The sequence below is a fragment of the Oceanisphaera submarina genome, assembly GCF_046521305.1.
In the GTDB taxonomy this organism is placed as follows: domain Bacteria; phylum Pseudomonadota; class Gammaproteobacteria; order Enterobacterales; family Aeromonadaceae; genus Oceanimonas; species Oceanimonas submarina.
Genome location: NZ_JBKGFN010000009.1, coordinates 145058 through 170645 on the forward strand (window position 1 = coordinate 145058; position 25588 = coordinate 170645).

The following is a 25588-nucleotide window of genomic DNA, read 5'->3' on the forward strand; positions in this document are numbered from 1 at the left end:
TTATTTATGTGTGGAATTGTAGGGGCAGTCGCCCAGCGTGATGTGGCGGAAATCCTGGTGGAAGGCCTGCGTCGTCTTGAATATCGCGGATACGACTCGGCCGGGGTGGCCATCGCCGAAGCTCCGGGTCAGTTGGGTCGTCTGCGTAGGCTGGGCAAGGTACAGGCGCTGGCCGATGCCCTGAATGAACAGCCGCTGGCCGGCGGGACCGGCATCGCCCATACCCGTTGGGCCACCCATGGTGAACCGTCCGAACGTAATGCCCATCCTCATGTGTCCGGCGACATAGTGGTGGTGCATAACGGCATCATCGAGAACCACGAGGAGTTGCGGACAGAGCTGCAGGGCAGAGGCTACGAGTTCAGCTCCGATACCGACACCGAAGTGATTGCTCACCTGGTGCATTACCACCGCCAGCACACAACTTCCTTGCTGGCGGCGCTGCAAACGACTCTGAAAGAATTGCGGGGCGCCTACGGTACCGTGCTGATGGATGTACGCGATCCCTCTCGGGTGGTAGTGGCGCGTTCCGGTTCGCCGCTGGTGATCGGTCTGGGGCTGGGCGAGAACTTCATTGCCTCGGATCAGCTGGCGCTGTTGCCGGTGACCCGCCGCTTCATGTTCCTGGAAGAAGGAGATGTGGCGGAAGTGACCCGTCGCGAGGTGCATGTTTTCGATAGCGAGGGCAACCCCGTGGTGCGTGACGAGCTGGAGTCTGACGTGACCCATGATGCGGGTGACAAGGGCGAATATCGCCACCATATGCTGAAGGAAATTCATGAGCAGCCCAAGGCGATTACAGACACTCTGGAAGGCCGGATCACCGAATCGGCGGTGGTGGTGGAATCGTTCGGCAATGGCGCACGCGAGATCTTCGAAAAGGTAGAGCATATCCAGCTGATTGCCTGCGGTACTTCCTATCATGCGGGCATGGTGGCCCGTTACTGGTTCGAGGCCCTGGCCGGGGTGTCCTGCGGCATCGAAATCGCCTCGGAATTCCGCTATCGCAAGTCGGTGGTGCGTCCCAACAGCCTGCTGATCACCCTGTCACAGAGCGGCGAGACCGCCGATACCCTGGCGGCGTTACGGCTGGCCAAGGAGTCCGGTTTCATGAGCAGCCTGGCCATCTGTAACGTGCCCGGCTCCTCTCTGGTACGGGAGTCGGACCTGGCCTTCATGACCCGGGCCGGTGCCGAAATCGGCGTGGCGTCCACCAAGGCATTCACCACCCAGCTGGCCGGTTTGCTGATGCTGGTGGCGGCGGTAGGCCGTTGCCGTGCCAACATGACGGCGGAAACCGAGACCGGACTGGTCACGGCGCTGCGCGCGCTGCCGGGCCATATCGTCGATACCCTGGCCCTGGCCGGTGACATAGAAGTACTGGCGGAGGAGTTTGCCGACAAGTATCACAGCCTGTTCCTCGGCCGGGGCGAGCAGTATCCCATCGCCATGGAAGGGGCGCTCAAGCTCAAGGAAATTTCCTATATTCATGCCGAAGCCTATGCGGCCGGCGAGCTCAAGCACGGCCCTCTGGCGCTGATCGATGCCGACATGCCGATCATCGTGGTGGCACCCAACAACGATTTGCTGGAAAAGCTGAAGTCCAACGTGGAAGAAGTGCGCGCCCGGGGCGGCATTCTCTATGTGTTCGCCGACAAGCGGGCCGGCTTCAGGGGTGACGACACCATGCGGGTGATGTCCCTGGAGCATGTGGACGAAGTGATTGCCCCCATAGTTTACACGGTGCCGCTGCAGTTGCTGTCCTACTATGTGGCGCTGATCAAGGGTACCGACGTGGATCAGCCCCGCAATCTGGCGAAGTCAGTCACGGTTGAATAATGCCCGCTGCGGCATCCACCGCTGTTGTGGGAGAGTAATAAAGTATCATACTAAGTATTAAAGTATCATACTAAGAAATAAAGTTGCATACTGAAACCGCCGATTCTATGCTCGTTTAATGAGCAGAGTCCGGCGGTTTTTTCATGGCGTCACACAATAAGAGATTTACTGAAGCCTTGTTTGCAAGGTGGATGAAAGAAGGTCGAGGCAGCGGCCAGCATGCTGACTACAAACCCTGGCTGACGGTTAGGGATTTGCCTTCCCTGGGGCGGGTCCATCGCGTCTTCGGCCACAAATCCAGGCGTACCCACCACCTGTTATCCGATCTCGAACTTTCCGTCTTTCTGCTTCTGGAGTGGCACAGCGACATTACCCAAGTCCGCGAGCAGTTTCCCCTTGAAAGAGATGTTACCCGTCAGCTGGCCACTGAGGCCGGAATAAAGCACCCGTGTATTGCGGGGGTCGATCAGTATATGTCGTCGGACTTTTTGGTGGACTCGGCCGATGAAAAAGAGTCCAGGTTTGTGCTGCAGGCGAAATACCGAGAGGCGCTTAACGATGTTCGAACGGTGGAAAAGCTGGAACTGGAGCGCCGATATTGGAAGGAGAAGGCCCTGCCCTGGTATCTGGTCACGGAAGCAGATGTGCCAGCCGTGGTGACTCAAAACATCAAGTGGTTCTATCAGGCACAGCGGGAGGAAGAAGAGGATGAAGAGCTGACGTTGCAGCAGATCGAGTTCTACGCCCATCACTTCGAAAGGAACCCGAACAAGACAGTACTCGCTATCTGTAAGGAACTGGATGCAGCCTACAGCTTGCCACTTGGCGAATCGCTTTACGAGGTGAGGCGGTTGTTGGCCAAGCGCTATTTTACCTTCGATATTTTTATTCCTACCACCAAGCTTAAAGCGAAGGACTTGAAAGCCGGAGATCTGGGGTTTATCCGGGAGGTGTATCTTGTTTCGAATCAATGAGGTGCTACAGATCGGTGAACGCCGTTACCGTGTGCTTCAACTGCTCGGCGAGCATCTGGTCTGGATCGACATAGACGATGACTCGGCCTTTCCTGAGATCACGTCGGTCGGTGAGCTGGTAGAAGCCATAGAGCTGGAGAATTTGCAGCGTACGGAAGACCCTTGCAAGGAACTTGCCTTTGAATCCCCGCAGGAGGGCAGTATCGCCAGAACCAAACGGAATAATAACTATGCTCTGATCAAACCTCTGCTTGAGCTGCCCGATTTCTTTGAGCCGAAAAGCCGGGGCAAAGTGATAAACAGCATTCTTGCCGAAAAGGGTTCTACCAAGCAGACGCTGTACCGGCTAGCCCGGCGATACTGGCAGCGGGGGCAGATGCCGAATGCTCTGTTGCCTGACTACAAGCACTCAGGGGGCAAGGGTCAACGACGGATTGCCAAAGACAAGAAACTGGGGCGTCCTCGCAGGGACATGCCGGGAGTCGGAGCCAAAGTAGACGAGTTTACTGAACGCCTGTTCCGTATGGCCATAGACAGATACCTGCTGAAGGATAAGGGGCACTCTTTTCCCTATGCTTATCGCCGCTTTCAGACTTTGTATCGCAACTATTTTCCGGATGTTCCGGAAGAGGAGCTGCCCAGCAATTGGCAGATGATGCACTTCTACAAACGCGAATATTGCCAGACGGAAACGCTTAGCAAGCGCGTGTCGAATATTGAATACAACAAGGACATCAGGCCTTTGCACAGTACGGCGAATACCCAGGTGCTTGGTCCCGGCTCCCGCTACGAAATCGACGCTACCATTGCCGATATCTATGTGGTTTCCGACAGCGAACGGGGAAACATCGTTGGCCGGCCCGTGGTCTACATGGTGATTGACGTATTCAGCCGCATGGTGGCCGGCTTCTACATAGGGTTCGAGACCCCTTCCTATGTAGCGGCCATGCAAGCCCTGTATATGGCAGTGACGGATAAAACGGGCCATTGCAGGAATCTGGAGTTCGATATCACTCTCGAGGACTGGCCGTGTGTGGGTCTTCCGGATGCCATACTGGCAGACAGAGGTGAACTGCTGGGGCATCAGATAGAAAGCCTGGAAAGCAATTTTACGGTCAGAATAGAAAATACGCCGCCTTATCGGGGCGATGCCAAAGGTATAGTGGAGCGCAATTTCAAGGCGATACAGGCGTCCTTCGGTCCTTTCGTGCCCGGTTTTGTATCCGGCACCAAGGTAAAAAAGCGAGGCGGAAAGGATTACCGGCTGGATGCCAAGCTGACAGTAAGGGATTTCGCTCAGATCATCTTGTCGTCCGTGCTCTACCACAACCAATATGCCCTCCTGGAGAAGTACGACCGGGATGCTGACATGCCTGCGGATTTGCCCTCCACTCCCATTCACCTGTGGAACTGGGGCTTGCAGCACAGAACCGGACGTTTGCATCAGGCTGATCCGGATGCCCTGCGTGTAGCCCTGTTACCGCGACAAAGGGCTACCATATCCGATAAAGGGGCCTGTATGTTCGGCATCTATTACACTTCATCGGAGCTGTTGCAGCAGGGCTGGTTACACCGGGGCCGGGGTGTTAAACGGCCGGCGAGTATTGCAGCTGCCTACGATCCTATGGTTGCCGATCAAATCTACCTTTTCCCGGAAAAGGACAGCATCAAGTACTGGACTTGCAACCTGGCTGATATATCCCGGGAATTTCGGGGCGCTTCGTTCTGGGATGTCTGGCAGATCAGAGACGAACAGAAGAAAACGATGGCCAAGGCCAAAGTGCTTTCGGGTTCTAAAAAGCGACAGCACGAGGAATTTGTCATCGACAAAATCGCGCATGCTGAAAAGTCGGCACCTGATACATCCGGCATCTCCAATGCTCAGCGGATCAGAGACATAAACGAAAACAAACGCAAGGAAAAGGAAAGGGAGCGATCCGAGAAGGCGTATCGTCCTGACACGGATAAAAGCCAGCCTTCAGGAAAGGTTATTCATATTTCCGAATCCGAGCCGGATCTGGACTATCCGGATTACATCGACGAATTGTTTGAGGACGACTGATGCCTTTGCCAGAAAACTTTGTTGATGCCGTTTACATCGACCCGGGTCTCGATCGTTATCGTGGTAATCCGTTAATCGAGGCCCTTCCACCCATCATGGATCTGCAAGCGCTCAAGGTTAAGCTGACCGGCAAGCTCACATTCAACCCACAGGATTGCTATGAAAAAGGGCATCTTCGTGCCCACCAGATCAGTGCACTGCTTGACGACTTCTTCCAGCCTTTGTCGATCCATAAGCAGCTGGAAGAGAAAATATCGGTGATGATCCGCGGAGGCTATGTGGGCCGCAACATAGCGGACGGTTCGTTGAATAAGAGGATGCAGGAAGGCTACCAGCGCATCATGTCCGGTGCTACAAACGACTTCCGCTTCGCTCAATCAAATTCTACCGCCAAAAGTCTGTCGCTGATCGGTTGTTCCGGCAGCGGTAAGAGTTCGACCATCAACCGGATCCTGGCAACCTACCCGCAGGCCATTTACCACCAAGAATACAATTTTGTTCAGCTGACCTATCTGAGAATCGAGTGTCCCTCTGACGGTTCGCTGAAGAGTCTGTGCCTGAACTTTTTCCGCGAGGTTGATCGTACACTCAGTACCGGCTACGAGGAGAAGTATGCACGCAAGCGCCACAGCACCGAAGTGCTCCTATCGCTGATGGGGCAGGTGGCAACACAGCGGGCGCTTGGTGTTTTGGTTATCGACGAAATACAGCGACTGACGCTGAAGCGTTCGATCAGCAAGGAAGCCATGCTGGAGTTTTTTGTTGCTCTGGTAAACGTGATCGGTGTTCCCGTGATTATGGTCGGCACGCCCAAGGCCAGATCCATATTTGAAATGGAACTGCAGGCCGGCAGGCGTAGCGCCGGATTCGGCTCGTTGTTCTGGGAGCCGGTACAGCGAGAGCCGGGCAGGGTCGATCCCAAGACCGGCAAGCCAAGAAAAACCGAATGGCAGGCTTTTACCGACAAGCTCTGGCAATACCAGTGGCTGACTCACCGTGACGAGGTACTGAGCGAAGAAATTCGTGATTGCTGGTTCGAACTGTCACAGGGCGTGCTCGATATCGTGGTTAAGCTGTTTGTCCTGGCACAGATGCGGGCCATATCGACCGGTCTGGAGCGAATAACCGTTAAACTGCTGCGTACCGTGTATGAGCAGGAACTGAAGCCGGTGCACCCCATGCTGGATGCCCTGCGCAGGGGAGATCCTGAGCTTATCGTCAAATATTCTGACCTGCAGTTGCCGGCGATGGACAAACGCCTTCTTGAGCTGAGAAAGCGGATCGACGAACGGCAGGCCGAAAAGGAAATCGACCCGGCCTTCAACGGTAACGATAAGGCACTGCGGTTGTATAACATGCTGCAGGCGATGGGCTGTGAATCGGAGCTGCTGCAACCCCTGATCGAAAATGCCTTCAAACAGCATCCAAACCTTTCCTTGCCGGAATTGAGCAAGCTCATACTGGAGTGGTACTCCGAACCACCCAAGCCCAAGAAGGCCCAAATCGAGAAGATGAAACCTTCCAACTGGCACACGCTGCCTTCCGAAGATTTGAGGTTCAAATTCTCCCAGGCTGAAAAGGGGCGACTCTACGACGACTTGATGTACGGCAAGGAGCTGTTCGATGTGCCGAGTTGGTTGAAGAAAGTAGGGTGACATGCTGGGTTTCCCTCTACCTTATTGCGACGAGCTTTTGTACAGCACCATCGCGAGGTACGGGATACACAGCGGCATAGTGTCGCCGAAAGAATTGCTGCAGGAGGTATTTGGCGATACCAAGATTATCGCGACTCTTGATTTACCCGGTCATCTGAAACGCATAGCAGATCTCTATCCTGAAGTTGTTGGAATCACGCCGAGCGACCTGCTTTATGAGCATACCCTCTTCCCCCTTTATGCTCCATTTATCGGTAAAAAGCGGCGCAGGTACCTGACCCGTGAGCTTATGGCAAACAGAAAAAGTACGGTTCATCTCACGGCTGGAGTTGCAGCTTCCCGGATCAAGCAACCTGCATTTCTCAGATATTGCCCTGGTTGCATAAAAGAACAGATCAACCTGTATGGGGAGTGTTACTGGCGGAGAGACTGGCAGGTAGCCGGGGCTGAGAGTTGTTCGGTACACGGATTACTGGTCGAATCTGATATTCGTCGTCACGATATGCACAGACATCTTTTCCAGGCCGCCAGTGAGAGTGCTTGCCCATCGGTCGTACAGCAGCCCGGAAGCTGGCAAAGTGACTTGATACTCAACAGCGTAAGAGAATTGCTGAAGCTTAAGAGTGGGTCTGTACCTGAACTTTGCCAGTGGAGCCTGTGGTATCGAAACCTGGCGGCTGATAACCATCTAAACAGAGGCACTCAAGTACGCCACGATTTGGTTGTTAACAGGATCGTCGAGTTCTGGGGAGAAATGTGGCTTGGCCAGTACGGACTGTTGCCTAATGGCGGTGAACCCTGCTGGCTGCGCAATATGTTCCGAAAGCACCGCAAGGCGTTCAGCTATCTCGAGCATTTGGTTGTACTCCATGCCTTATTGGAGTCAGGCTGGAAGCTGGCTGATGTCTTGCGAATCGTTGTTGGGTTTAATCCGGCTGCAAAGGCTTTTAACGAGGCGTTGAAGGGGACGGATAAGGCTCAGCTGAACGAATACCGAAACAAATGGCTGGCTGTAGTCGCACAGCATGGCACCAAGCGTGCCCGCAGGCATGGATACGGGAGTATTTATGCCTGGCTCTACCGCCGTGACAGAGACTGGTTAATGAAGATCAACGAAGCTCACAGAAAGCCGGAATATGAGCATCAGCCCAAGGTTAGTTGGGCTCAGCGGGACAGGCGAGCGGTCAGGAGGCTGATAGATCTTCGAGAGCAGAGCGAGGTGCAACTGAAAGCTCCCAGGCGATCGATGAACTGGTATTTAAATCAATTAGAGCACAAGGCAAGCGTTGAAAAACACCTGGATGTGCTACCTTTGTGTAGTTTGTTTTTTGCTCGGTACTGTGAAAGTATATTTGAATATCAAATAAGAAGAATCACCCGCACCGTCATACACATAACACGGGATGACGAGCCACTGAAACGTTGGCAGGTGCTGAGGGGAGCTGGCTTGAGCGAGCAGCGGCTTACCAACCTGGCCCGTCGATTTATTGAGGAGGTACTCGAAATTTGAACAGCAGCACCTACCTGAAAGGGTTCAAGGACGATACCTGGCTCAACGGGATTGGCGATTTTTTCTGCAGAATGGACGGAGTCAGGTGGGGGATCAACTTAAGCATCTACCCCAGCAAGGAGCATGGAAAGGATGCGATTTCTCTTTCCAATGCACCAATTTTGATACGCAAGAAAATCATCAATCCAACCAAAGACTATTACCGCAAGAATTACGAGATAACCTTTATAATAACCTCAACTCGTGAATGGCGAGATGATGAACTTGGTAACTGCCCAGCCATTGAACGGCGGTTGCATCAGGAAACCAAGCAACATTGCTTCGTGTTCCACCATCCGGACGGTACCAGGATCTATCTTCCCCAGTTCGAACTGGCGAGGGCGCTCTTTTTTCATAATGGCTATCTGGCCCGTTCTTCGGTAATTCACGACGTATTGAATAATGAGTTCACAGTTGAGTACGACAACGTGTGGGAAAAGGCCATCATCAACGTACTGGATACCTGCAATTGTCCGGCAGAGCTGTTTAACGATTATGGCTATCGCCGGGTACTTGCCTGGTTGCTGATGGATGCAGGTGCCAGACATTCATATGACAGCATTGGAAATATTCAGTTGCGTGAGGGAGAAGATAAAGGGCAATACAGAATATGGACCTTTCAGTTCGAGCCTCCAGCATTGGAAGGAGCCAGCCTGAAGTTGAAAGGCAATTTTGATCCGGAAAGCCAAACACTCTTGGTTTATGAGGTCACCAGCATAATAAATATTCCCGCCAACTTACCAGAGCATATCGAGTTTTATAGTCCCAAGTTTTTCACTCAAGTCACCGGGAAAGGAGTGGTAGCAGGCTCTGCTGCTGAGCGGCCGCCTGGGTATAACGTGGATGATGCGGCGGAAGGAAGCCGGGAAAACAAGCCGGTCATGATCAGGGAAAACACGACGGAGCTCGAGTTCAATCGTGCGGTGGAGACGTCGAAGATCAGCAAAAAGAGAAAAACCACGGGGAAAGGCCGCCAGGATGATGGCGAGCTGGGCGAGGCTTACAAGGACGTCAGTACCGAAGAGCAAGGGCCATACGGACATCTGACAAGCGCCGAGTGGAACAATCTTGATGATCAAACTGATGATGCTTACCTGTATCTGAATAAATTCAAGAGTTACTTAAAAATGCTCGGTTTGCTTGAGGATAGATATGGCTTTCAGGTCATCACCTACCAGCTCAGAAAGCTGCCGAGTATAGGAAAATGCAAAAAGCATATACTGGAAACTGATCAAAATCCGAGATGTATGTCGATATCCCATGTTACAGCTGGCCTCACAGGGTACTATCTGCTGGAAGTCGATACCTCGGATGCAAGCAAGGCCTTGTCGACTAAAGTGATCTTGGCCAAAGCCATTGGCGACATAGAGCCTCACTTGTTTGAGATAGAAAAGCAGTTGCTTAAGGCATCTTTATCCTGGCCGAAGCAGCATTTGGATAATCTGGTCGGTACGGAAAACCACACCTGGATTCCACACCAGAAGTCTGATAAGCCAGGAGCACTTATTGCTGAGGACATTAATAAGTGGGCTGAAAGAGTGTTTTTGAGGTTGAGTACTACCGGATAATAATGTCACTTGCCGGAACGCCGCAGCACTCGGTCAGCTTCAGCAAGGTGTCACCGGCAAGCAACGGGTTGGAGGTGGGTGCCAAGGTGTAAGTTGATTCAAAGGGTTGGAGTGAATTTTCTCCTTGGGAACACAAGGCATTTCTTGTGTCACAACTGGGATTCCCCTTTGATCGCTTTATCTTTCTCCCCACACCCGTAGGCACGCATGAATGTCGTAACGGTAGTATTTACCCAATGGTCAATCTGTACTGCCGATGCTGTCGCTTCTGGATGAGTAAAACACCGTAGTTGAGGTTCACTACGAACCAAGTTGATAAAAAGGCTGGCGGCTGTATCTGGACCTATTTCTCTAAGATCAACCTCACCAGAAGCCGCTGCACTTGCCAGTTGCTCGGACACCATGGCCGTTATGACCTGTGGCCCGGCCTGGTAGAAAGTTTGTGCTAGTTTAGGAAAACGTAGTCCCTCTGACACCACGGCACGAAACAATGCCAATCCCGAAGGGGAAAGCACAATATCCAGGTAGGTTTTCGCCAAAGTGGTCAAGGCTTCACCCAAGAGTGTTGAATGGAACTCTATCTCCTTCAATCTTTGTGTATGCGCGGTGCATTCCGCTTCAATTACTGCGGCAAAGAGCGTTTCCTTATTGGCAAAATGCGCGTAGACCGTGGATTTAGAGACACCTGCCTCTCGTTGAATCATATCAGTTGTTGCGGCGCTGAAGCCATGGGCCAAGAAGACATTCCTTGCAGCCAGCAGGACAGTAAGTGCCTTGCCGCTCAGTTTGGCTTCATTCGGGGATGAAACACTCTCAGGTGGATTGGCTTGTCGCATCTGATCAGCTTCCAGGCGTTGATGTATTGATTGAGGCTTGACATCGTACCAAACCGCTCGGTACGATTCAAGGTGTTCCATCGTTTGAGGAGCGCGAGATGGCCACGCTAATAGCGAATAAATCTTGTCACAGTCTTGTCTTTTTATTTTAACTCGAACCGAGCGGTTCGGTTTGATTTTTTGTAGGCTCATATGACGTCACAACCGTTATTTTCACCACGACTGTTTAGAGCCAGCGCGGCGCTAAGCATGCTTCTACTGGCCGGTTGCGCGGTAGGCCCCGATTTCGTCAAGCCCGACGACAGGCTTGCCAATGCTCGACTGTCGTCCGGAACGGACAACGCGTCCCTTCACGAACTGTTAGCAGTGAACGTTCCCGTTCAATGGTGGACATTGTTCAATGATCCAATACTGACCGACCTGCAGGATCGTGCACAGGTCGACAACCTGGGCCTGAAAATAGCATCGGAACGTATTGAACAAAGCCGGGCACAACTGGGCATCGCTTCTTCACAGTTACATCCCAGTGTTGGAGCAAGCGCCAGTTATTCTCGCAACGCTCTCAGTGAACACGGTCGATTCGCCGCGCTTGGTGCGCCAACGAATGCAAACGATTTCTGGCAACTGGGATTCGATGCCAGTTGGGAAATCGATCTGTGGGGTCGTGCGCGGCGTGCTCGTGAGGGCGCAGCAGCTGCGTTCGAAGCCACGGTGTACGATCGCGAGGCGGCACAAGTCGCATTATCTGCCGAAGTGGCCAGGGTCTATCTTCAATTGCGTGGAACGCAGGCACAACTGGACATCACACGACAAAACCAGTCAGTGGCCGAACGCACCCTGGAACTGACGGAAAGTCGCGAAGGAAACGGTGTCGCCACTCGCTTCGAGGTGTCTTCCTCCCGTGCGCAGGTGGCGACGATCAAAGCCATGATTCCCGAGCTGATCCAACGCCGAAATACGTTGATGAATGCGCTCGCCCTATTGCTGGGTGAGGAGCCGCGCGCACTTGATACACAGTTGCTTGAGACCATGCCTTTACCTTCGTTGCCAACCCGTGTGCCAGTGGGTGTTCCTTCTGAATTGGCACACAGGAGGCCGGATATCCAGCGGGCCGAAGCCCAGCTTCATGCGGCAACAGCAGCTATTGGTGTCGCCAAGGCAGATTTCTATCCCCGGGTCGGTTTGAGAGGGAGAGTGGGCGTAGAGGCCTTCGAGGCTGACGAACTCGACAGTTGGGACTCGCGTTTTTTCTCCGTTGGCCCAACCGTCTACCTCCCTATTTTTCAGGGAGGGCGCTTGAAACAAAGATTGGCTCTGAATGAAGCACGGCAAAAAACAGCTGCTCTCTCATATCGTCAAACGGTGTTGAAGGCCTGGCATGAAGTGGACAACGCCTTGGATGCGTGGGCCTCACAGCACAATATCCACGGGAACCTATTCGTTTCGTACGAGGAGAGCAAACAGGCACTGCATGCTGCCGAGCGAAGGTATCAGGAAGGTGCGGCTGACTATCTGAGGGTCTTATCGGCCCAACGCAATGTGCTTGCCAGTGAAAGCCGGTTGAATACCAGTGCGACCAATGCAACGCTTGTTTTGGTCAACCTCTACAAATCGTTGGGAGGCGGATGGAGCCCAGATGCATTTGACACTGCACTGCAAGCTTCCGTCGATAGTCAGCCGGCGGTGGCCGTGTCATCGGTAGTTTCACCTTTGAAGGTTGCTCAATGACTACCACAGCATTGCCATCGACCCCAAGTCCGTCCCCTGTAGCAGCAAAGCCTTCAAAGCGTGCGATCGCTGGGCTGGTGGGGATTCTTATCGCCGCCATGATGTCGGGCTTGAACAACCGTGTCGGTGCGCTGGCGTTGGCGGATGTGCGCGGTGTGCTGGGCTTCGGCCTGGACGATGCGTCATGGCTCACAACGGTGTATAGCGCAGGGGAATTGATCGCCATGCCCTTTGCTGCCTGGTTTGCCATTACGCTGTCCATGCGGCGCTTTGAGCTGTGGATGATTGGCACCTGCGCATTATTGGCCGCGGTGATGCCCTTTATTCAGCGTCTCGACCTATTGCTCGCCCTACGCTTCGTGCAAGGTGTCGCCAGCGGAACCATGATTCCCTTGTTGATGATGGCGGCATTGAAATTCCTCCCGCTCCATATACGGCTACATGGTCTGGCGTTGTATGCACTGACGGCTACCTTCGCACCCAATGTGTCGATCTGGTTGGCTGGGCATTGGACTGACGGGCTGCTCGACTGGCGCTGGGTGTATTGGCAGATCATACCCTTGGCCCTTATCGCAGGTGGGCTGATTGCCTGGGGACTGCCGAAGGATACCATTCAGACCGGGCGTTTCCGGCAAGCCAACTGGGTTGGCCTGGCACTAGGTGCGCCTGCGTTGGGTCTTATTGCGGTCGTTCTGGATCAGGGAGTGCGGCTTGATTGGCTCAACTCCCCCCTGATTGTCGTGTCATTGGTGGCTGGTTTCACTTTGCTGGGTGTCTATCTACTTACTGAATGGTACCACCCTTCGCCGTTCATCAAGTTGCAATTGCTGGGGCGGCGCAACCTGGGACTGAGCTTTACACTGTTTATCTTTCTGCTGGTGGTTATGAGCTCCGGGGTGATGTTGCCAATGCACTACCTCGGGCCATTACAGGATTACCGCCCCCAGCAGATAGCTCCCATTGGTTTGATTATCGCCTTGCCGCAACTGATCTTTGGCTCAGTAGTAGCGGTCTTGCTTTACCAGAAATGGGTCGATGCTCGCTTCGTTTTCAGCCTTGGCCTGCTTTTGATTGCGCTAGCGTGTTTCTCGGGCAGTCGGCTTACCCCAGATTGGAATCGGGATCAGTTCGTGATGGTACAGATGCTGCAAGCACTCGGCCAGCCCATGGCGGTGGTATCAATGCTGTTCCTTGCCACCAGTGTGGTGCACCCTAGTGAAGGCCCTTATGTGTCGGGAACCATCAATACGCTGCGCGCTCTGGGCTCATTGATAGGCGGTGCCGTGGTCGGGCAGTCCCTGGCGGTTCGCGGACGCTTTCACGGGGAAATGTTGCTGGATCATGCCGCGCTAGCTGGGTCCTCTCTCCCATCGGTGCCTGAGCCGTCTCAGTTGGTGGGCATTATCAGCCAACAAGCATTGGTGCTGTCGGTGGCGGATGCCTATCGCGCCTTGGGGATTCTGGCACTGCTCTTGATTCCTTTCGTGCTGCGGCTGACCTACATCCCTGCGCCTGACCTGCAGGCCAGTACTCCTTTATCATCATCTTCATAAGGATCATTTCATCATGGCATTGCCAAAGAAAGCCAAAATCACCAGTGCAGTACTGCTATTGGCAGTCGCGATAGGCTGTGTGCTTTATCTCAATCGGCCAGAATCAAGCACATCAAGTCAGTCCACAAAAGATGCTTATGTACAGGCAGACTTCACTTTTGTTGTCCCACAGGTTGCTGGGAAGGTCGGCCAGGTATTCGTGGAGGAGAACCAGCAGGTGAAGGAAGGGAACTTGCTCGCGACCATTGACGACCGGGATTTCGTCGTCGCCGTGGATGCCGCTAAAGCACAAGTTGCCAGTGCCAACGCCAGTGTCGCCAGTCTGGAAGCTCGTCTGGCACAGCAGCAAAACGCGATACACCAAGCGCAGGCAGTCGTTGCCATGGATGAGGCCGAGTTAGTATTGGCGAGAGCTAACCACGAACGCTATCGCAACCTGGCCGCTGATGGTTCAGGTACTGTCCAAGCCATGCAACAGGCCCAATCACAGTTGAATATCCGTCGGGCGAGCCAAGAGAAGAACAAGGCGGGACTAAAAGCGGCCCAGCAGCAGGTGGCTATTCTGCAAGCTGAACTGGAAAAGGCCAAAGCAGCGCTAGCCCAAGCCCAGGCCGCTCAAGCCGCAGCGGAATTAAAATTGTCCTACACGCGCATCACGGCCCCAGTTGACGGTACCGTGGGACAGAAATCGGTTCGTGTCGGAGCCTTCGTCAATACCGGTACCCCACTGCTGGCAATTGTTCCACTTGATGCCGTCTATATCCAAGCGAACTATCGCGAAACGCAATTGGCTCATATCCAAACAGGGCAAACGGTGGACATCAAAGTAGATGCCTTGCCCGGCGTCGCCCTGAAAGGGACAGTAGAAAGCTTAGGCCCTGCTAGTGGGGTCAGCTACTCTGCCATTGCGCCACACAATGCAACTGGCAACTTTACCAAAATTGTGCAACGTTTCCCCTTACGCATTCGCGTGGATTCTGGTCAGCCTGAGGCGGATAAACTACGCGTGGGTATGTCTGTGGTGTCAACCATCCAAACCCGGAACTAATGAAGCGTAAGAGTTGAGTTTGAACTTGCTGCTGCTCAGTGGCGATTAAACCGGTGGTAGTTTAGGTCGGTCAAGGTCAGCCGAAAGCTGAATGGTTGCAGGCCTCTTTCCGACAGGAACTGCCGCTAGATTAATAAACGACGGCGCATATAAGAGTAGTTATTTATGTGGGATAAGCGATATAAAAGCGAAATCTTTGCCTACGGCACAGAGCCTAGGGTGTACTTGTAAAGTATTTTATTTATGCACAAGTGCGGCTTGGGGGCAGGGCGAGATCATGAACGAACATAGATCACACTTTTCAAAATACAGGACACTGTGATTGTTCGTAATTTGTCCACTTTGATAGGGGGCTCCCGAAATATTGAGCGATAAAAACGGGGGTGATTAAAAAAGCAGACACTCATGCTCTCACCCTGGGCTTGATGGTATTTGTCACTAGTAGTGGGCAAATAAACCGAGCTTTATAAAGGCTATGGCGTACATTGTAACTTTTCATAGTGTTTTTACATTCTTCTTAATTTCTTCAGCCAACCAAAGCAGCGTTACACTCCATTGCGGCGGCGATAACGAATACCTTCGCCATTGAGCTTAGAATTACTTATAGAGTACCAGATGCAGTATGAATCTTTATTATTCATAAGCCGATGTTCCGAGGATATAATCGACTGATGAGTATGATACTTTATTTTGGCAGGGAGTAGTTTAGGGGGTTGCATACTGGGAGCTGTAGGGATTTACAGTATGATACTTTATTACTCTCCCACAGCTGTTGTGGGATGAAAATTAAGTCTCATCCCATACAATAGAGTTTTATCTTCGCCCGCTATAGGTTGCCGATAAATGCGGTATCGCCTACGGCGGGTGTCTTTCTCCCGTTCACTTAAGTTTCTCCTCCCGGGTTCCTGAACCGCAGCCTTCCTCCTTTATTTGAGCAACTGGGCTCGAATAGCATCATGGATCTTGATTTTGTATATCTGTTTAATTGAATATGTGAATTATCATATGTATTATCACTGTCAGATGGAATAAGGGGGTACCATGAAGCGAGTCTTGTTTGTCTGTACGGCCAACTCTGCCCGTTCGCAGATGGCGGAGGCCTTGTTGCGGCATTTCGGTGGCGGCGGTTTCGAGGTGTTCAGCGCCGGAATGGCCCCCTCGGAGGTAGATCCGCGCACACTGCAGGCGTTGCAGGATTTCGGGCTGGAAACCGCGGGGCTGAAGTCCAAGTCGGTTGAGAGTCTTGCCGATCAGCATTTCGACTTCGTCATCAGCCTGTGCGACAAGGCTCACATGGAGTGCCGTCACTGGCCCGGCAGCGGGGTGGTGATGGCCTGGGACTTCCCCGATCCCAAGGACAGCGGCGATCCCAAGGCATTTGCACGCTCTTTGCAGGAAATCAGCGAACGGATCCGCCTGTTTGTGCTGGTCAACAGCAAGGACGTTAAGTCCGAAGTGAAGTCCGTACAGCCGCTGGACTTTTTTAAATCCCTGGCGGATGAAACCCGATTGCGGTGTTTGCTGCTTATCGCGCAGCAGGGGGAGTTGTGTGTCTGTGAGCTGATGGCGGCGCTGGCGCTGCCACAACCCAAGATATCAAGGCATCTTGGCCAGTTGCGCAAGGTGGGCCTGTTGCTGGATCGGCGCCAGGGGCAATGGGTGTTTTACCGTATTCACCCACTGCTGAACGACTGGATGCGTGAAATATTGCAAACCACGCTGGAGCACAGCGCGCAACTGCTGGAGACCCCCCGGGCCCGCCTGGGCGAAATGAATTCCCGCCCTTTGGCAGAGGGCAGCATTTGTGATGAGGAAGATGTGAATGGCATTTGAAGTGAACGACCTGCCCAACATTGATGCAGAGCAGTTTTCCGCATTGGACCATGACGCCCTGTGCACGTCCGGAGCCGGACACGCGCCCAAAATTCTGTTGCTGTATGGTTCCTTGCGTCAGCGCTCCTTCAGCCGCCTGGTCACGGAGGAGGCCGCTCGTCTGTTGCAGGCGATGGGTGCCGAAACACGTATTTTCAATCCCAGTGGCCTGCCATTGCCCGACGATGCCGCTGCAAGCCACCCCAAGGTGCAGGAATTGCGCGAGCTGGTGCAATGGTGTGAGGGCATGGCGTGGTGTTCACCGGAACGCCATGGTGCCATGACGTCCATCATGAAGACACAAATCGACTGGATTCCGCTCAGCCTGGGGGCTGTGCGCCCGACGCAGGGCAAAACCCTGGCCGTGATGCAGGTGTGCGGTGGCTCCCAGAGTTTTAATACCGTCAACCAGATGCGCATTCTTGGCCGCTGGATGCGGATGATCACCATCCCTAATCAATCCTCCGTGGCCAAGGCGTTCATGGAGTTTGACGACAACAATCGCATGAAGCCTTCCGCTTACTACAACCGTATCGTGGACGTGATGGAAGAGCTGGTGAAGTTCACCCTGCTGACCCGGGGCTGCAGCGATTATCTTACCGATCGTTACTCCGAGCGGGTGGAAAGCGCCGAACAGTTGTCGGCCCGTGTCAACCAACGGTCAATATGAGGGAGCACGGATTACATGGGTATTTTTGAACGCTATCTCACCCTGTGGGTCGCCCTCAGCATTGTTGTGGGGGTGGGGCTGGGGAACCTGACTCCCGAGCTTTTTGGGACCATCGCCCGGCTGGAATTTGCCCATGTCAACCTGGTGGTGGCGGTGCTGATCTGGGTGATGATTTACCCCATGATGGTGCAGATAGACTTCAGCGCCATCAAGGAGGTGGGGAAAAGGCCCAAAGGGCTGGCGCTGACACTGATCATCAACTGGCTGATCAAGCCGTTTACCATGGCGGCGCTGGGGTGGCTGTTCTTTCGGGTGTTCTTTGCCGACTGGGTCGATCCGCAGAGTGCCGGTGAATATATTGCCGGCATGATCCTGCTGGGTGTGGCGCCCTGCACCGCCATGGTGTTTGTGTGGAGCCAGTTGACCAGGGGGGATCCCAACTACACCCTGGTACAGGTGTCGGTCAACGATATCGTCATGATCTTTGCCTTTGCGCCGATTGCCGCCTTCCTGCTGGGGGTCAGCGACATTCAGGTGCCCTGGGAGACGCTGCTGCTGTCGGTGGTGTTGTATGTGGTGCTGCCGCTGGCGGCCGGGGTATGGACCCGCCACCGGCTGGAGCGCACGGGCGACGGTGCTCGTCTTAATCACTTGCTGCAGTTACTCAAGCCCTGGTCGATCCTGGGTTTGCTGGCCACAGTGGTACTGCTGTTCGGGTTTCAGGCCGAAACCATACTCGCGCAGCCGCAAACCATCGGCCTCATCGCCATTCCACTGCTGATCCAGACCTATGGCATTTTCATCATCGCCTATGCCGCTGCCTGGTGGTTGCGCCTGCCGCACAACGTGGCCGCGCCCGCCTGCATGATTGGCACCTCCAACTTTTTCGAGCTGGCGGTGGCCGTGGCTATTTCGCTGTTCGGACTGCACTCGGGAGCGGCCCTGGCAACTGTGGTCGGCGTTCTGGTGGAAGTGCCGGTTATGCTGTCCCTGGTTTATTTCGTGAATAAAACCCGACCCTGGTATGCCCGCCAAACCGGGCATGCCCATTAAGAGGATTGCTTATGTCAGTTTCGTCTCACCCGTCCTGGTCGCTTGCCATCCAGCAAGGAGCCTTGCTGCTGACCCCCTGTCCGGGCACTCAGGGCGTCGAATTGTGTGAGTCCCTGTCACAGCTGAAAGCGGACGGCGCCACGGCCGTGATCACCCTGATGACGGCCGCCGAGCTGGACGAGGAAGGCCTGCAGGATTATTCCTCGGCGGTAAAGGCCGCCGGGCTGGACTGGTTTCACCTTCCCGTGCCGGATTTTGGGGTGCCGGGAGCCGATTTTGAGCAGGCCTGGGCTGTTTGTCACCGGGAGCTGCAACAGCGCCTGCATGCGGGGGATACCCTGGCGCTGCATTGCAAAGGCGGATCCGGTCGTACCGGCATGGTGGCCGCCAAGCTGATGCTCGCCGCCGGCGCCGCCCCCGAGGACGCGATCACCGCCATCCAGGCACTGCGCCCGCGGGCGTTCAGCTATCCCGCCCAGCGCGATTACATTCTGAACTCAGTGATTCTCTAAGCGGAGCAAGATGATGACCATTAAAGTAGGCATTAACGGTTTTGGCCGCATGGGCCGTCTGACCATGCGGGCACTGGTGGAACACGGCGAGGTCGATATTGTACACATCAACGATCCCGCCGGCGACGCGGCCACCCTGGCGCATCTGATGAATTTCGATTCGGTACATGGGCGCTGGCAACATGAGGCCACCGCCGATGGCGATGTTATGCAGATTGGCGCCCGCCGGATTGCCGTTACCCAGAACAAGGCGATCGCAGACACCGACTGGTCGGGCTGCCAGCTGGTGATCGAAGCCTCCGGCAAGATGAAAAGCAAGGCCGTGTTGCAGGCCTATCTGGATCAGGGCGTCCAGCGGGTGGTGGTGACGGCACCGGTGAAGGAAGAGGGGGTGCTCAATGTGGTCATGGGGGTCAACGACCACCTGTATGATCCGGCCCTGCATCCCATAGTGACTGCGGCCTCCTGCACCACCAACTGCCTGGCGCCCGTGGTCAAGGTGATCCATGAACAGCTGGGCATCAGACATGGCGCCATGACCACCATTCACGACATCACCAATACCCAGACCATCCTGGATGCGCCCCACAAGGATCTGCGCCGGGCCCGGGCCTGCGGCATGAGCCTTATTCCCACCACCACCGGCTCGGCCACGGCCATTACCCATATCTTCCCGGAGCTGAAGGGCAGGCTGAACGGCCATGCCATTCGGGTGCCGCTGGCCAACGCCTCGCTCACCGACTGTGTGTTTGAAGTTGAACACGCCACCACGGCGGAAGAGGTCAATGCCTTGCTGAAGGCGGCCGCAGAGGGCGAGCTGAATGGCATCATGGGCTACGAAGAGCGCCCGCTGGTGTCCATCGATTACAAAACCGATCCCCGCTCCAGCATCATCGATGCGCTGTCCACCATGGTGGTGAACGACACCCAGGTAAAAATCTATGCCTGGTACGACAACGAGTGGGGTTATGCCAACCGTACCGCCGAGCTGGCGCTGAAGGTGGGACGCCGCTAAATGCTGAGCCAGTTATCCCCCGCGATTCGCCAGTACCTGGTGGTGACCGGCAATTACTGGGCCTTTACGCTCACCGACGGCGCCCTGCGCATGCTGGTGGTGCTGCATTTTCATGGTCTGGGTTACTCGCCGCTGGACATCGCCCTGCTGTTTCTGTTTTACGAGATCTTCGGGGTGTTAACCAACCTGGTGGGGGGCTGGCTCGGCGCTCATCTGGGACTGAACCGCACCATGAATATCGGCCTGGTGCTGCAGGTGCTGGCGCTGTCCATGCTGCTGGTGCCCGCCGCCTGGCTGACCGTGCCCTGGGTGATGGCCGCCCAGGCGTTGTCGGGCATTGCCAAGGATCTCAACAAGATGAGCGCCAAAAGCGCCATCAAACTGCTGGTACCCTCGGAGGCCCAGGGCAAACTCTATCGGTGGGTGGCGCTGCTCACCGGCTCCAAGAACGCGCTCAAGGGCGTGGGCTTTTTTCTCGGGGGCGCCTTGTTGATGGGGTTGGGCTTTACCGGCGCCGTGGCGTCCATGGCGGCCGCCCTGGCGCTGGTGTGGCTATTGAGCCTGGTGCTGCTGAAGCAGGAGATGGGCAAAGCCAAACACAAGCCCAAATTCCGCGACATCTTATCCAAGAGCCCGGCCATCAACATTCTGTCGGCGGCGCGCATGTGCCTGTTTGGCGCCCGCGATGTCTGGTTCGTGGTGGCGCTGCCGGTGTTCTTGTCCCAGACGCTGGGCTGGAACCACGGCCAGACCGGTGGCTTCATGGCGCTGTGGGTGATCGGCTACGGCCTGGTGCAGGCCCTGGCGCCGCACATCACCGGCAAGGCGTCGGGCCGGGTGCCCGACGGTCGGGCGGCCACGGTGTGGGCATGGCTGCTGACCCTGTTGCCCGGGGCGATGGCGCTGGGGCTGATGGCGGGGTGGGATCCGACGGTCGTGCTCATCGGCGGCCTGCTGCTGTTTGGCGCCGTGTTCGCGGTCAATTCATCCCTGCACAGTTATCTTATCGTCAGCTACGCCGGTCGTGATGGCGTTTCCCTGGACGTGGGGTTTTACTACATGTCCAACGCCATGGGGCGCCTGCTCGGCACCGTACTGTCCGGCTGGGTTTTCCAGTGGGCCGGCCAGGGTGGCGCCGGCATGCAGGCCTGCCTGTGGGTCTCCATGACATTCCTGCTGCTGACGTCGCTCATTTCCATCAAGTTACCGCGTTTGAAACCATCGGCTTGAGATCTAGTACTTCCACTTTCTGTGATGAAACTTTATTTTCATCTCACATCAAAAACAGACTGCCATCCCCCTGATAGCTGTTTAACCTGATTATTTTTGAATCCTGAAGCGGTTCTGGTCATCGTGGCCAGAACCGCTTTTTGTTTATGGATTCCATGCTGATCTGGCTTCCGTTCCCTGGTTTGATAGCGGGCCATGTGTTTCTTATACCTCAGGATTTAATGCGCCTGACAATGGTTTCTTAGTGCCTTTGAGTATGGAAATATCCGAAAAGACGACAACATAGTGGCTTATCTCGCCATTCATTTCTCGGAGAGCGGAGATCGACAGCCGAATGATACCGGGAGGGCTGTTTTTTGAATGGCCGGATATTCTGCCCTGCCAGCTGCCGGTCACCTTGGCCATTTGCCATGGAAGCTGCCACGCCTTGGCTCCCAATACCCGATGTAGCACGCTGGATGGCGTCTGGCCTGCTATTTCATCCAGGGTATAGCCGGTAATATTGGTATAGGCATGGTTGACATATATAAGGTGATGAGCCCGATCGAAGATCACCACTGCCTCCGTCATGTTTTCGAGCACCAGCCGATACAGGCGTAGTGATTTGCCGGCCTGTTCCAGGCTTGTTCCCAGAAGGTTGAATTCCTCGATGCGCTCAGGCTGAAAAGAGACGGCTCGACCATGGCTCACCTGCTCGGCAAATCGGGTCAGGTCGGACAATGGCGAGGAAATCAGCCTCAGGGTATAGAGCGACAGGGTCAGGGCGGTGATCAATACCAGTATCAACGCCAGCAGGGTGTGGTAGCCGTAGGTCTGTTGTAATTGTTGGAACATGGCGTCATCGGTCAGCAGCAACAGTTGCAGTTCGCTCTGCTCGCCATTGATAAGCAGGGGCTGCAGACTGAAATAATGGCCCTGGATCTGGCCCTGGGCGCGCCGTTCGGACTGGGCCCGAGTGAGTATTTCGGTAGGAATATCACTGCTGACAAAGGTGGGACCCACCGGCTGTCCGCGCAGGACCAACTGCACATTAATGTTCTGGAGTCCCTGTCCCAGCAGGCTTAGCAGGGTGAGGTTGTCATTCAGAACAAGCCCGCCGAACAGGCTGCCTATTATCTGTCCCGAGTCCGGCGAGAGTATGGGATAACGCTGTATCAGGGCCGTTAAGGGGGTGGGTGAGGGCTCCAGCTCGACACTGGACCATTTGTTATAGAAGGGGGTGTCGGCAATCAGCGATGTCAGACGATGCTCCAGCAGATAGAGGGGAGAGTTCATGTTGGCCCAATACTGCTCCTGTCGAGTCAGTATCAGCAGATCCAGATATTCCCCATGACTATGATTCAGCGTCTTCTGCAATGCTTCTCTGGCAGCTCCTCTATCGTCACGCGATATGATGGTGGCCAGCTCCGGATGCTCGGCCGTGCTCGAAAGCAGGTTATCCAGGCCGCCGAGGTAGTTGTCGAGTCTGCTTTGTAACCGGCTGTTGGTTTCTTTTAATTGATGGCGAATACTTTCATCGACCATATTTGACGTGCTGTGATAGTTCAGCATCAGCAAGGCTATGGCAAGCAGCAGAAACGCAGGCAGTAGCGCCACCAGTATCAGCCTGAGCAAGCGTCTGGCGCGGGGGTTACTTCGAGTAACGGAAAGCATGGGCTTTAAGGCGCTCCAGTTCTGCGGTGGGGGTGTCTTTGTCTACGATGGTGAAGTCTCCGCTGTAGACTTGGGGGATCTGGCTGGCCTTACCCTCCTGATCGAGACGGATGGCTTCCGCCATGGCGACACCGTTATCATCGTTCATACGCATCACGGTCAGATCCAGGCTGCCCTGCGCCAGGGCATCGAGCTCGGCGCTGCCGCCGCCCCATCCGTTGAGAATAATATTGTCTTCCTTATTCAGCTGTTTCAGTGCATCGATGGCGCCGAGGGCGATATCCGTGGTGCAGGCATAGATCAGGTTGATACCCGGCTTGGTTGCCAGCGTCTGCCGTACTGCCTGGCTGGTTTTTTCCCGGTTTACATCGGTATAAAACGCCTGGCGCAGAGTAAAACCGGGCTGGTTGGCGGTTAGTCGGATAAACTCGTCGCCTCTGGCCTGGCTGACATATCCCCGGGTACCATAAAGCATCAGGTAGTTGGCCTGTTTTCCGATCATCTTGTTAATGGCATCGGTCAGGAGTCGAGTTCCTTCCCTGTGATCGAATCCCACATAGAAAAACGGCTGGTTTGTGCCCCAGTGCTTCAGCGGCGTGGTGATGTTCATCAGAATGATCTTGGGGCGACCTCGGGTCATTATCTTGTCTATCAAGACCCGGTGGCGCAGTGTATTCAGGGTAAAGACGAGATAGTCGGGATCGCTGTTCAGGGCTTTGGCTAGTTGCCGCTCCTGTTGCCGGTGTGTGGTTGCCGGTCGGGAGGAGTAGCTTGTCAGGGTAAAGGGCAGACCTATTTCTTGCAGGCGGCTGGTAAAGCTTTTCCGGTTGCGATACCAGTAATCCGACACCTGCTGGTCGGGAATAAGCATGGCGATACGCACCGGCTTGTCTGTTGGTGCAGTCCAGGGCTCGGCGGCTTGCCGTATCCGTGCCGAAAAGGCCTCGGACAGATTTCGCTGTAGCGGAAAAGCATCCAGATATTCCTGAAAAGACCAGTAGTCCGGGTTGTTTTCCGAGGCCCATACGGGCAGCATTAGCCCTGACAGTATCCAGCCGACTAATAATCGCCTTATCAACATTGTTATTATCCGTACGCTTGATTATCTGAATGACAGTGTCCAAGGGTGGACTCATTAAGTGCCTTTCTTTTATCGAATGAGAGCAAGTATCACGGCAATATTTTTCTTTTTATAGCACTTTCTTGATATCACTTCAGATCCAGCCCGAAACCGCATGTCGGCTTCTGTTAAATTCTATACGCCATGATATCCTGAGCCTGTTTTTTCGGCTCTTTCTTCCCTTTATTCTTACCGGTGTACATCACTATGACGTTATTTGAGAACCTGCTGGTACTCCTTCTGCTGGTTGCGATCAGCTCATTTTTTTCAGTATCGGAAATCGCCCTGGCGGCATCACGGAAAATGAAACTGAGATTAATGGCCAGTAATGGTGATCCCAATGCCGAAAAGGTGCTGATGCTGCAGGAGCAGCCGGGGAACTTCTTTACCGTGGTGCAGATAGGCCTCAATGCGGTGGCTATTCTGGGCGGGATCCTGGGTGAGGCGGCTTTCACGCCTTTTATCACTCATCTGCTCCAGACCCTTTTTGAGGGCGCCTGGATCGAAAAAACGGCGTTTTTCATGTCCTTTTTCGTAGTGACCTCGTTGTTCATTCTGTTTGCCGATCTCATGCCCAAGCGGCTGGCAATGATAGCACCGGAACGGATTGCCGTGTCGGTGGTACGACCGATGGCGTTCTTTATTGTCTTTCTCAAGCCGTTGGTATGGTTTTTCAATGGTTTGGCGAATCTGTTCTTTCGCTTGTTCAAGGTGCCCACCATGCGCAAAGACGAAATCACGCCGGAAGACATCATCGCCATGATGGACGCCGGTGCGCAGGCGGGAGTGCTGCAGGAACAGGAACATCACTTGATCGAAAATGTCTTCGATATGGAATCACGTACCGTGACCTCGGCGATGACGACACGCGAGAGTCTGATCTATTTTACGCTTATCGAAAGTCAGGACAGCATCAAAGACAAAATCGCCGAGCATCCCCATGCCAAGTTTCTGGTGTGCGAAGATAGTCTGGACAAGGTGGTTGGCTACGTCGACTCCCGCGATATCCTGATGCAGGTGTTGCACCAGCAGCCAATATCACTGCAAAAAGAAGGCATCATCCGTAATCCTCTGATCATTCCGGATACCCTGTCGATGTATGAAGTGCTGGAGCATTTCAAAACGGCGGGTGAAGATTTCGCCATCATCATGAACGAATACGCGCTGGTGGTCGGCATTATCACCCTCAAGGATGTGATGAGCATTGTCATGGGCGAGCTGGTGCAGTCTCAGGAAGACCACATAGTGTCGCGTGATGCCAATTCCTGGCTGGTAGAAGGCTCTACACCGCTGGAAGATGTGATGCGGGTACTGGATATAGATGAGTTCCCCGATGATGAAAACTACGAGACCATCGCCGGCTTCATGATGTATATGCTGCGTAAAATCCCCAAGAGGACCGATTTTGTGCTGCATTCGAGCTATAAATTTGAAGTGGTCGATATCGATAATTACAAGATAGACCAGTTGCTGGTGACCCGTATAGGCTCGAGCGAACCCGCTCCGGAAGAGAAAACTCAGTAAAAACGACCTTGTTGGTGTAATTTTGCACAAGTGGTGCGAAAGTCGATGTTTTTGTCAAAAAAGCCCTTGCGTAAAATCGGCCGCTCCCTATAATGCGCATCCACTGACACGGGGCAACACGCCCACG

At 54.3% G+C, this 25588-nt stretch carries 19 protein-coding genes; 16 read left to right on the plus strand and 3 right to left on the minus strand.

Features of this window, described 5'->3' with window-relative positions; all coding sequences use genetic code 11:
* The first annotated feature begins 6 nt into the window (after positions 1–6).
* The 6 genes from glmS (at position 7) to ACLEIV_RS10635 (ending at position 9647) form a co-directional block, all read left to right on the plus strand.
* Positions 7–1839 (plus strand): glutamine--fructose-6-phosphate transaminase (isomerizing), encoded by a 1833-nt coding sequence (gene glmS / locus ACLEIV_RS10610; RefSeq protein WP_410456622.1) that lies wholly within the window; start codon positions 7–9, stop codon positions 1837–1839.
* A 143-nt stretch (positions 1840–1982) separates the two neighbouring features.
* Positions 1983–2813: a heteromeric transposase endonuclease subunit TnsA gene (locus ACLEIV_RS10615; RefSeq protein ID WP_071471467.1), complete on the plus strand. Its 831-nt coding sequence runs from the start codon at positions 1983–1985 to the stop codon at positions 2811–2813.
* Positions 2797–4875, plus strand: a complete 2079-nt coding sequence (locus ACLEIV_RS10620; protein WP_071471468.1) for a DDE-type integrase/transposase/recombinase — start codon at positions 2797–2799, stop codon at positions 4873–4875. The genes ACLEIV_RS10615 and ACLEIV_RS10620 overlap by 17 nt, the downstream gene beginning before the upstream one ends.
* A complete protein-coding gene (locus tag ACLEIV_RS10625; RefSeq protein WP_410456623.1) occupies positions 4875–6530 on the plus strand; it encodes an AAA family ATPase in 1656 nt (551 codons plus the stop codon). The genes ACLEIV_RS10620 and ACLEIV_RS10625 overlap by 1 nt, the downstream gene beginning before the upstream one ends.
* Before the next feature lies 1 nt (position 6531).
* Entirely contained in the window at positions 6532–8040 is a 1509-nt protein-coding gene (locus tag ACLEIV_RS10630; protein WP_410456624.1) for a TnsD family Tn7-like transposition protein, read from the plus strand.
* Positions 8037–9647, plus strand: a complete 1611-nt coding sequence (locus ACLEIV_RS10635) for a Tn7-like element transposition protein TnsE (RefSeq protein WP_083398965.1) — start codon at positions 8037–8039, stop codon at positions 9645–9647. Before ACLEIV_RS10630 ends, ACLEIV_RS10635 begins: the two co-directional genes overlap by 4 nt.
* 149 nt (positions 9648–9796) lie before the next feature.
* Here ACLEIV_RS10635 and ACLEIV_RS10640 read toward each other — a convergent pair whose 3' ends face one another.
* Complete coding sequence (locus ACLEIV_RS10640; RefSeq protein ID WP_245748757.1) at positions 9797–10675, minus strand: TetR/AcrR family transcriptional regulator; 879 nt, start codon at positions 10673–10675, stop codon at positions 9797–9799.
* Positions 10676–10732: 57 nt separating this feature from the next.
* Between ACLEIV_RS10640 and ACLEIV_RS10645 the strand changes: the two genes are divergently transcribed.
* The 9 genes from ACLEIV_RS10645 to arsJ all read left to right on the plus strand — a co-directional run bounded on the left by ACLEIV_RS10645 (position 10733) and on the right by arsJ (position 21164).
* Positions 10733–12211, plus strand: a complete 1479-nt coding sequence (locus ACLEIV_RS10645; RefSeq protein WP_245748758.1) for an efflux transporter outer membrane subunit — start codon at positions 10733–10735, stop codon at positions 12209–12211.
* Complete coding sequence (locus tag ACLEIV_RS10650; RefSeq protein WP_071471473.1) at positions 12208–13764, plus strand: MFS transporter; 1557 nt, start codon at positions 12208–12210, stop codon at positions 13762–13764. Before ACLEIV_RS10645 ends, ACLEIV_RS10650 begins: the two co-directional genes overlap by 4 nt.
* A 13-nt stretch (positions 13765–13777) precedes the next feature.
* Positions 13778–14812, plus strand: coding sequence for an HlyD family secretion protein (locus tag ACLEIV_RS10655; RefSeq protein WP_410456625.1), 1035 nt, complete (start codon positions 13778–13780; stop codon positions 14810–14812).
* Between the two features lie 1041 nt (positions 14813–15853).
* Complete coding sequence (locus ACLEIV_RS10660) at positions 15854–16645, plus strand: metalloregulator ArsR/SmtB family transcription factor (protein WP_410456626.1); 792 nt, start codon at positions 15854–15856, stop codon at positions 16643–16645.
* Complete coding sequence (gene arsH / locus ACLEIV_RS10665) at positions 16635–17354, plus strand: arsenical resistance protein ArsH (protein WP_410456627.1); 720 nt, start codon at positions 16635–16637, stop codon at positions 17352–17354. The genes ACLEIV_RS10660 and arsH overlap by 11 nt, the downstream gene beginning before the upstream one ends.
* A gap of 15 nt (positions 17355–17369) precedes the next feature.
* Positions 17370–18407 carry an ACR3 family arsenite efflux transporter gene (gene arsB, locus ACLEIV_RS10670; RefSeq protein WP_410456628.1) on the plus strand — a complete coding sequence of 346 codons (1038 nt, stop codon included), beginning with the start codon at positions 17370–17372 and terminating at the stop codon, positions 18405–18407.
* An 11-nt stretch (positions 18408–18418) separates the two neighbouring features.
* Positions 18419–18919 (plus strand): cyclin-dependent kinase inhibitor 3 family protein, encoded by a 501-nt coding sequence (locus tag ACLEIV_RS10675; protein WP_410456629.1) that lies wholly within the window; start codon positions 18419–18421, stop codon positions 18917–18919.
* A gap of 10 nt (positions 18920–18929) precedes the next feature.
* Complete coding sequence (locus ACLEIV_RS10680; protein WP_410456630.1) at positions 18930–19934, plus strand: ArsJ-associated glyceraldehyde-3-phosphate dehydrogenase; 1005 nt, start codon at positions 18930–18932, stop codon at positions 19932–19934.
* Complete coding sequence (arsJ, locus tag ACLEIV_RS10685) at positions 19935–21164, plus strand: organoarsenical effux MFS transporter ArsJ (RefSeq protein WP_410456631.1); 1230 nt, start codon at positions 19935–19937, stop codon at positions 21162–21164. It begins immediately after the preceding gene.
* A gap of 204 nt (positions 21165–21368) precedes the next feature.
* Here arsJ and ACLEIV_RS10690 read toward each other — a convergent pair whose 3' ends face one another.
* Both ACLEIV_RS10690 and ACLEIV_RS10695 read right to left on the minus strand, forming a co-directional pair.
* Complete coding sequence (locus tag ACLEIV_RS10690) at positions 21369–22817, minus strand: LuxQ periplasmic sensor domain-containing protein (RefSeq protein WP_410456632.1); 1449 nt, start codon at positions 22815–22817, stop codon at positions 21369–21371.
* Positions 22795–23853, minus strand: a complete 1059-nt coding sequence (locus tag ACLEIV_RS10695) for a substrate-binding domain-containing protein (RefSeq protein ID WP_410456633.1) — start codon at positions 23851–23853, stop codon at positions 22795–22797. The genes ACLEIV_RS10690 and ACLEIV_RS10695 overlap by 23 nt, the downstream gene beginning before the upstream one ends.
* Positions 23854–24144: 291 nt before the next feature.
* On the opposite strand from ACLEIV_RS10695, the gene paeA reads away from it, so the two are divergent.
* Complete coding sequence (paeA, locus tag ACLEIV_RS10700; RefSeq protein ID WP_410456634.1) at positions 24145–25461, plus strand: polyamine export protein PaeA; 1317 nt, start codon at positions 24145–24147, stop codon at positions 25459–25461.
* Positions 25462–25588: the final 127 nt, after the last annotated feature.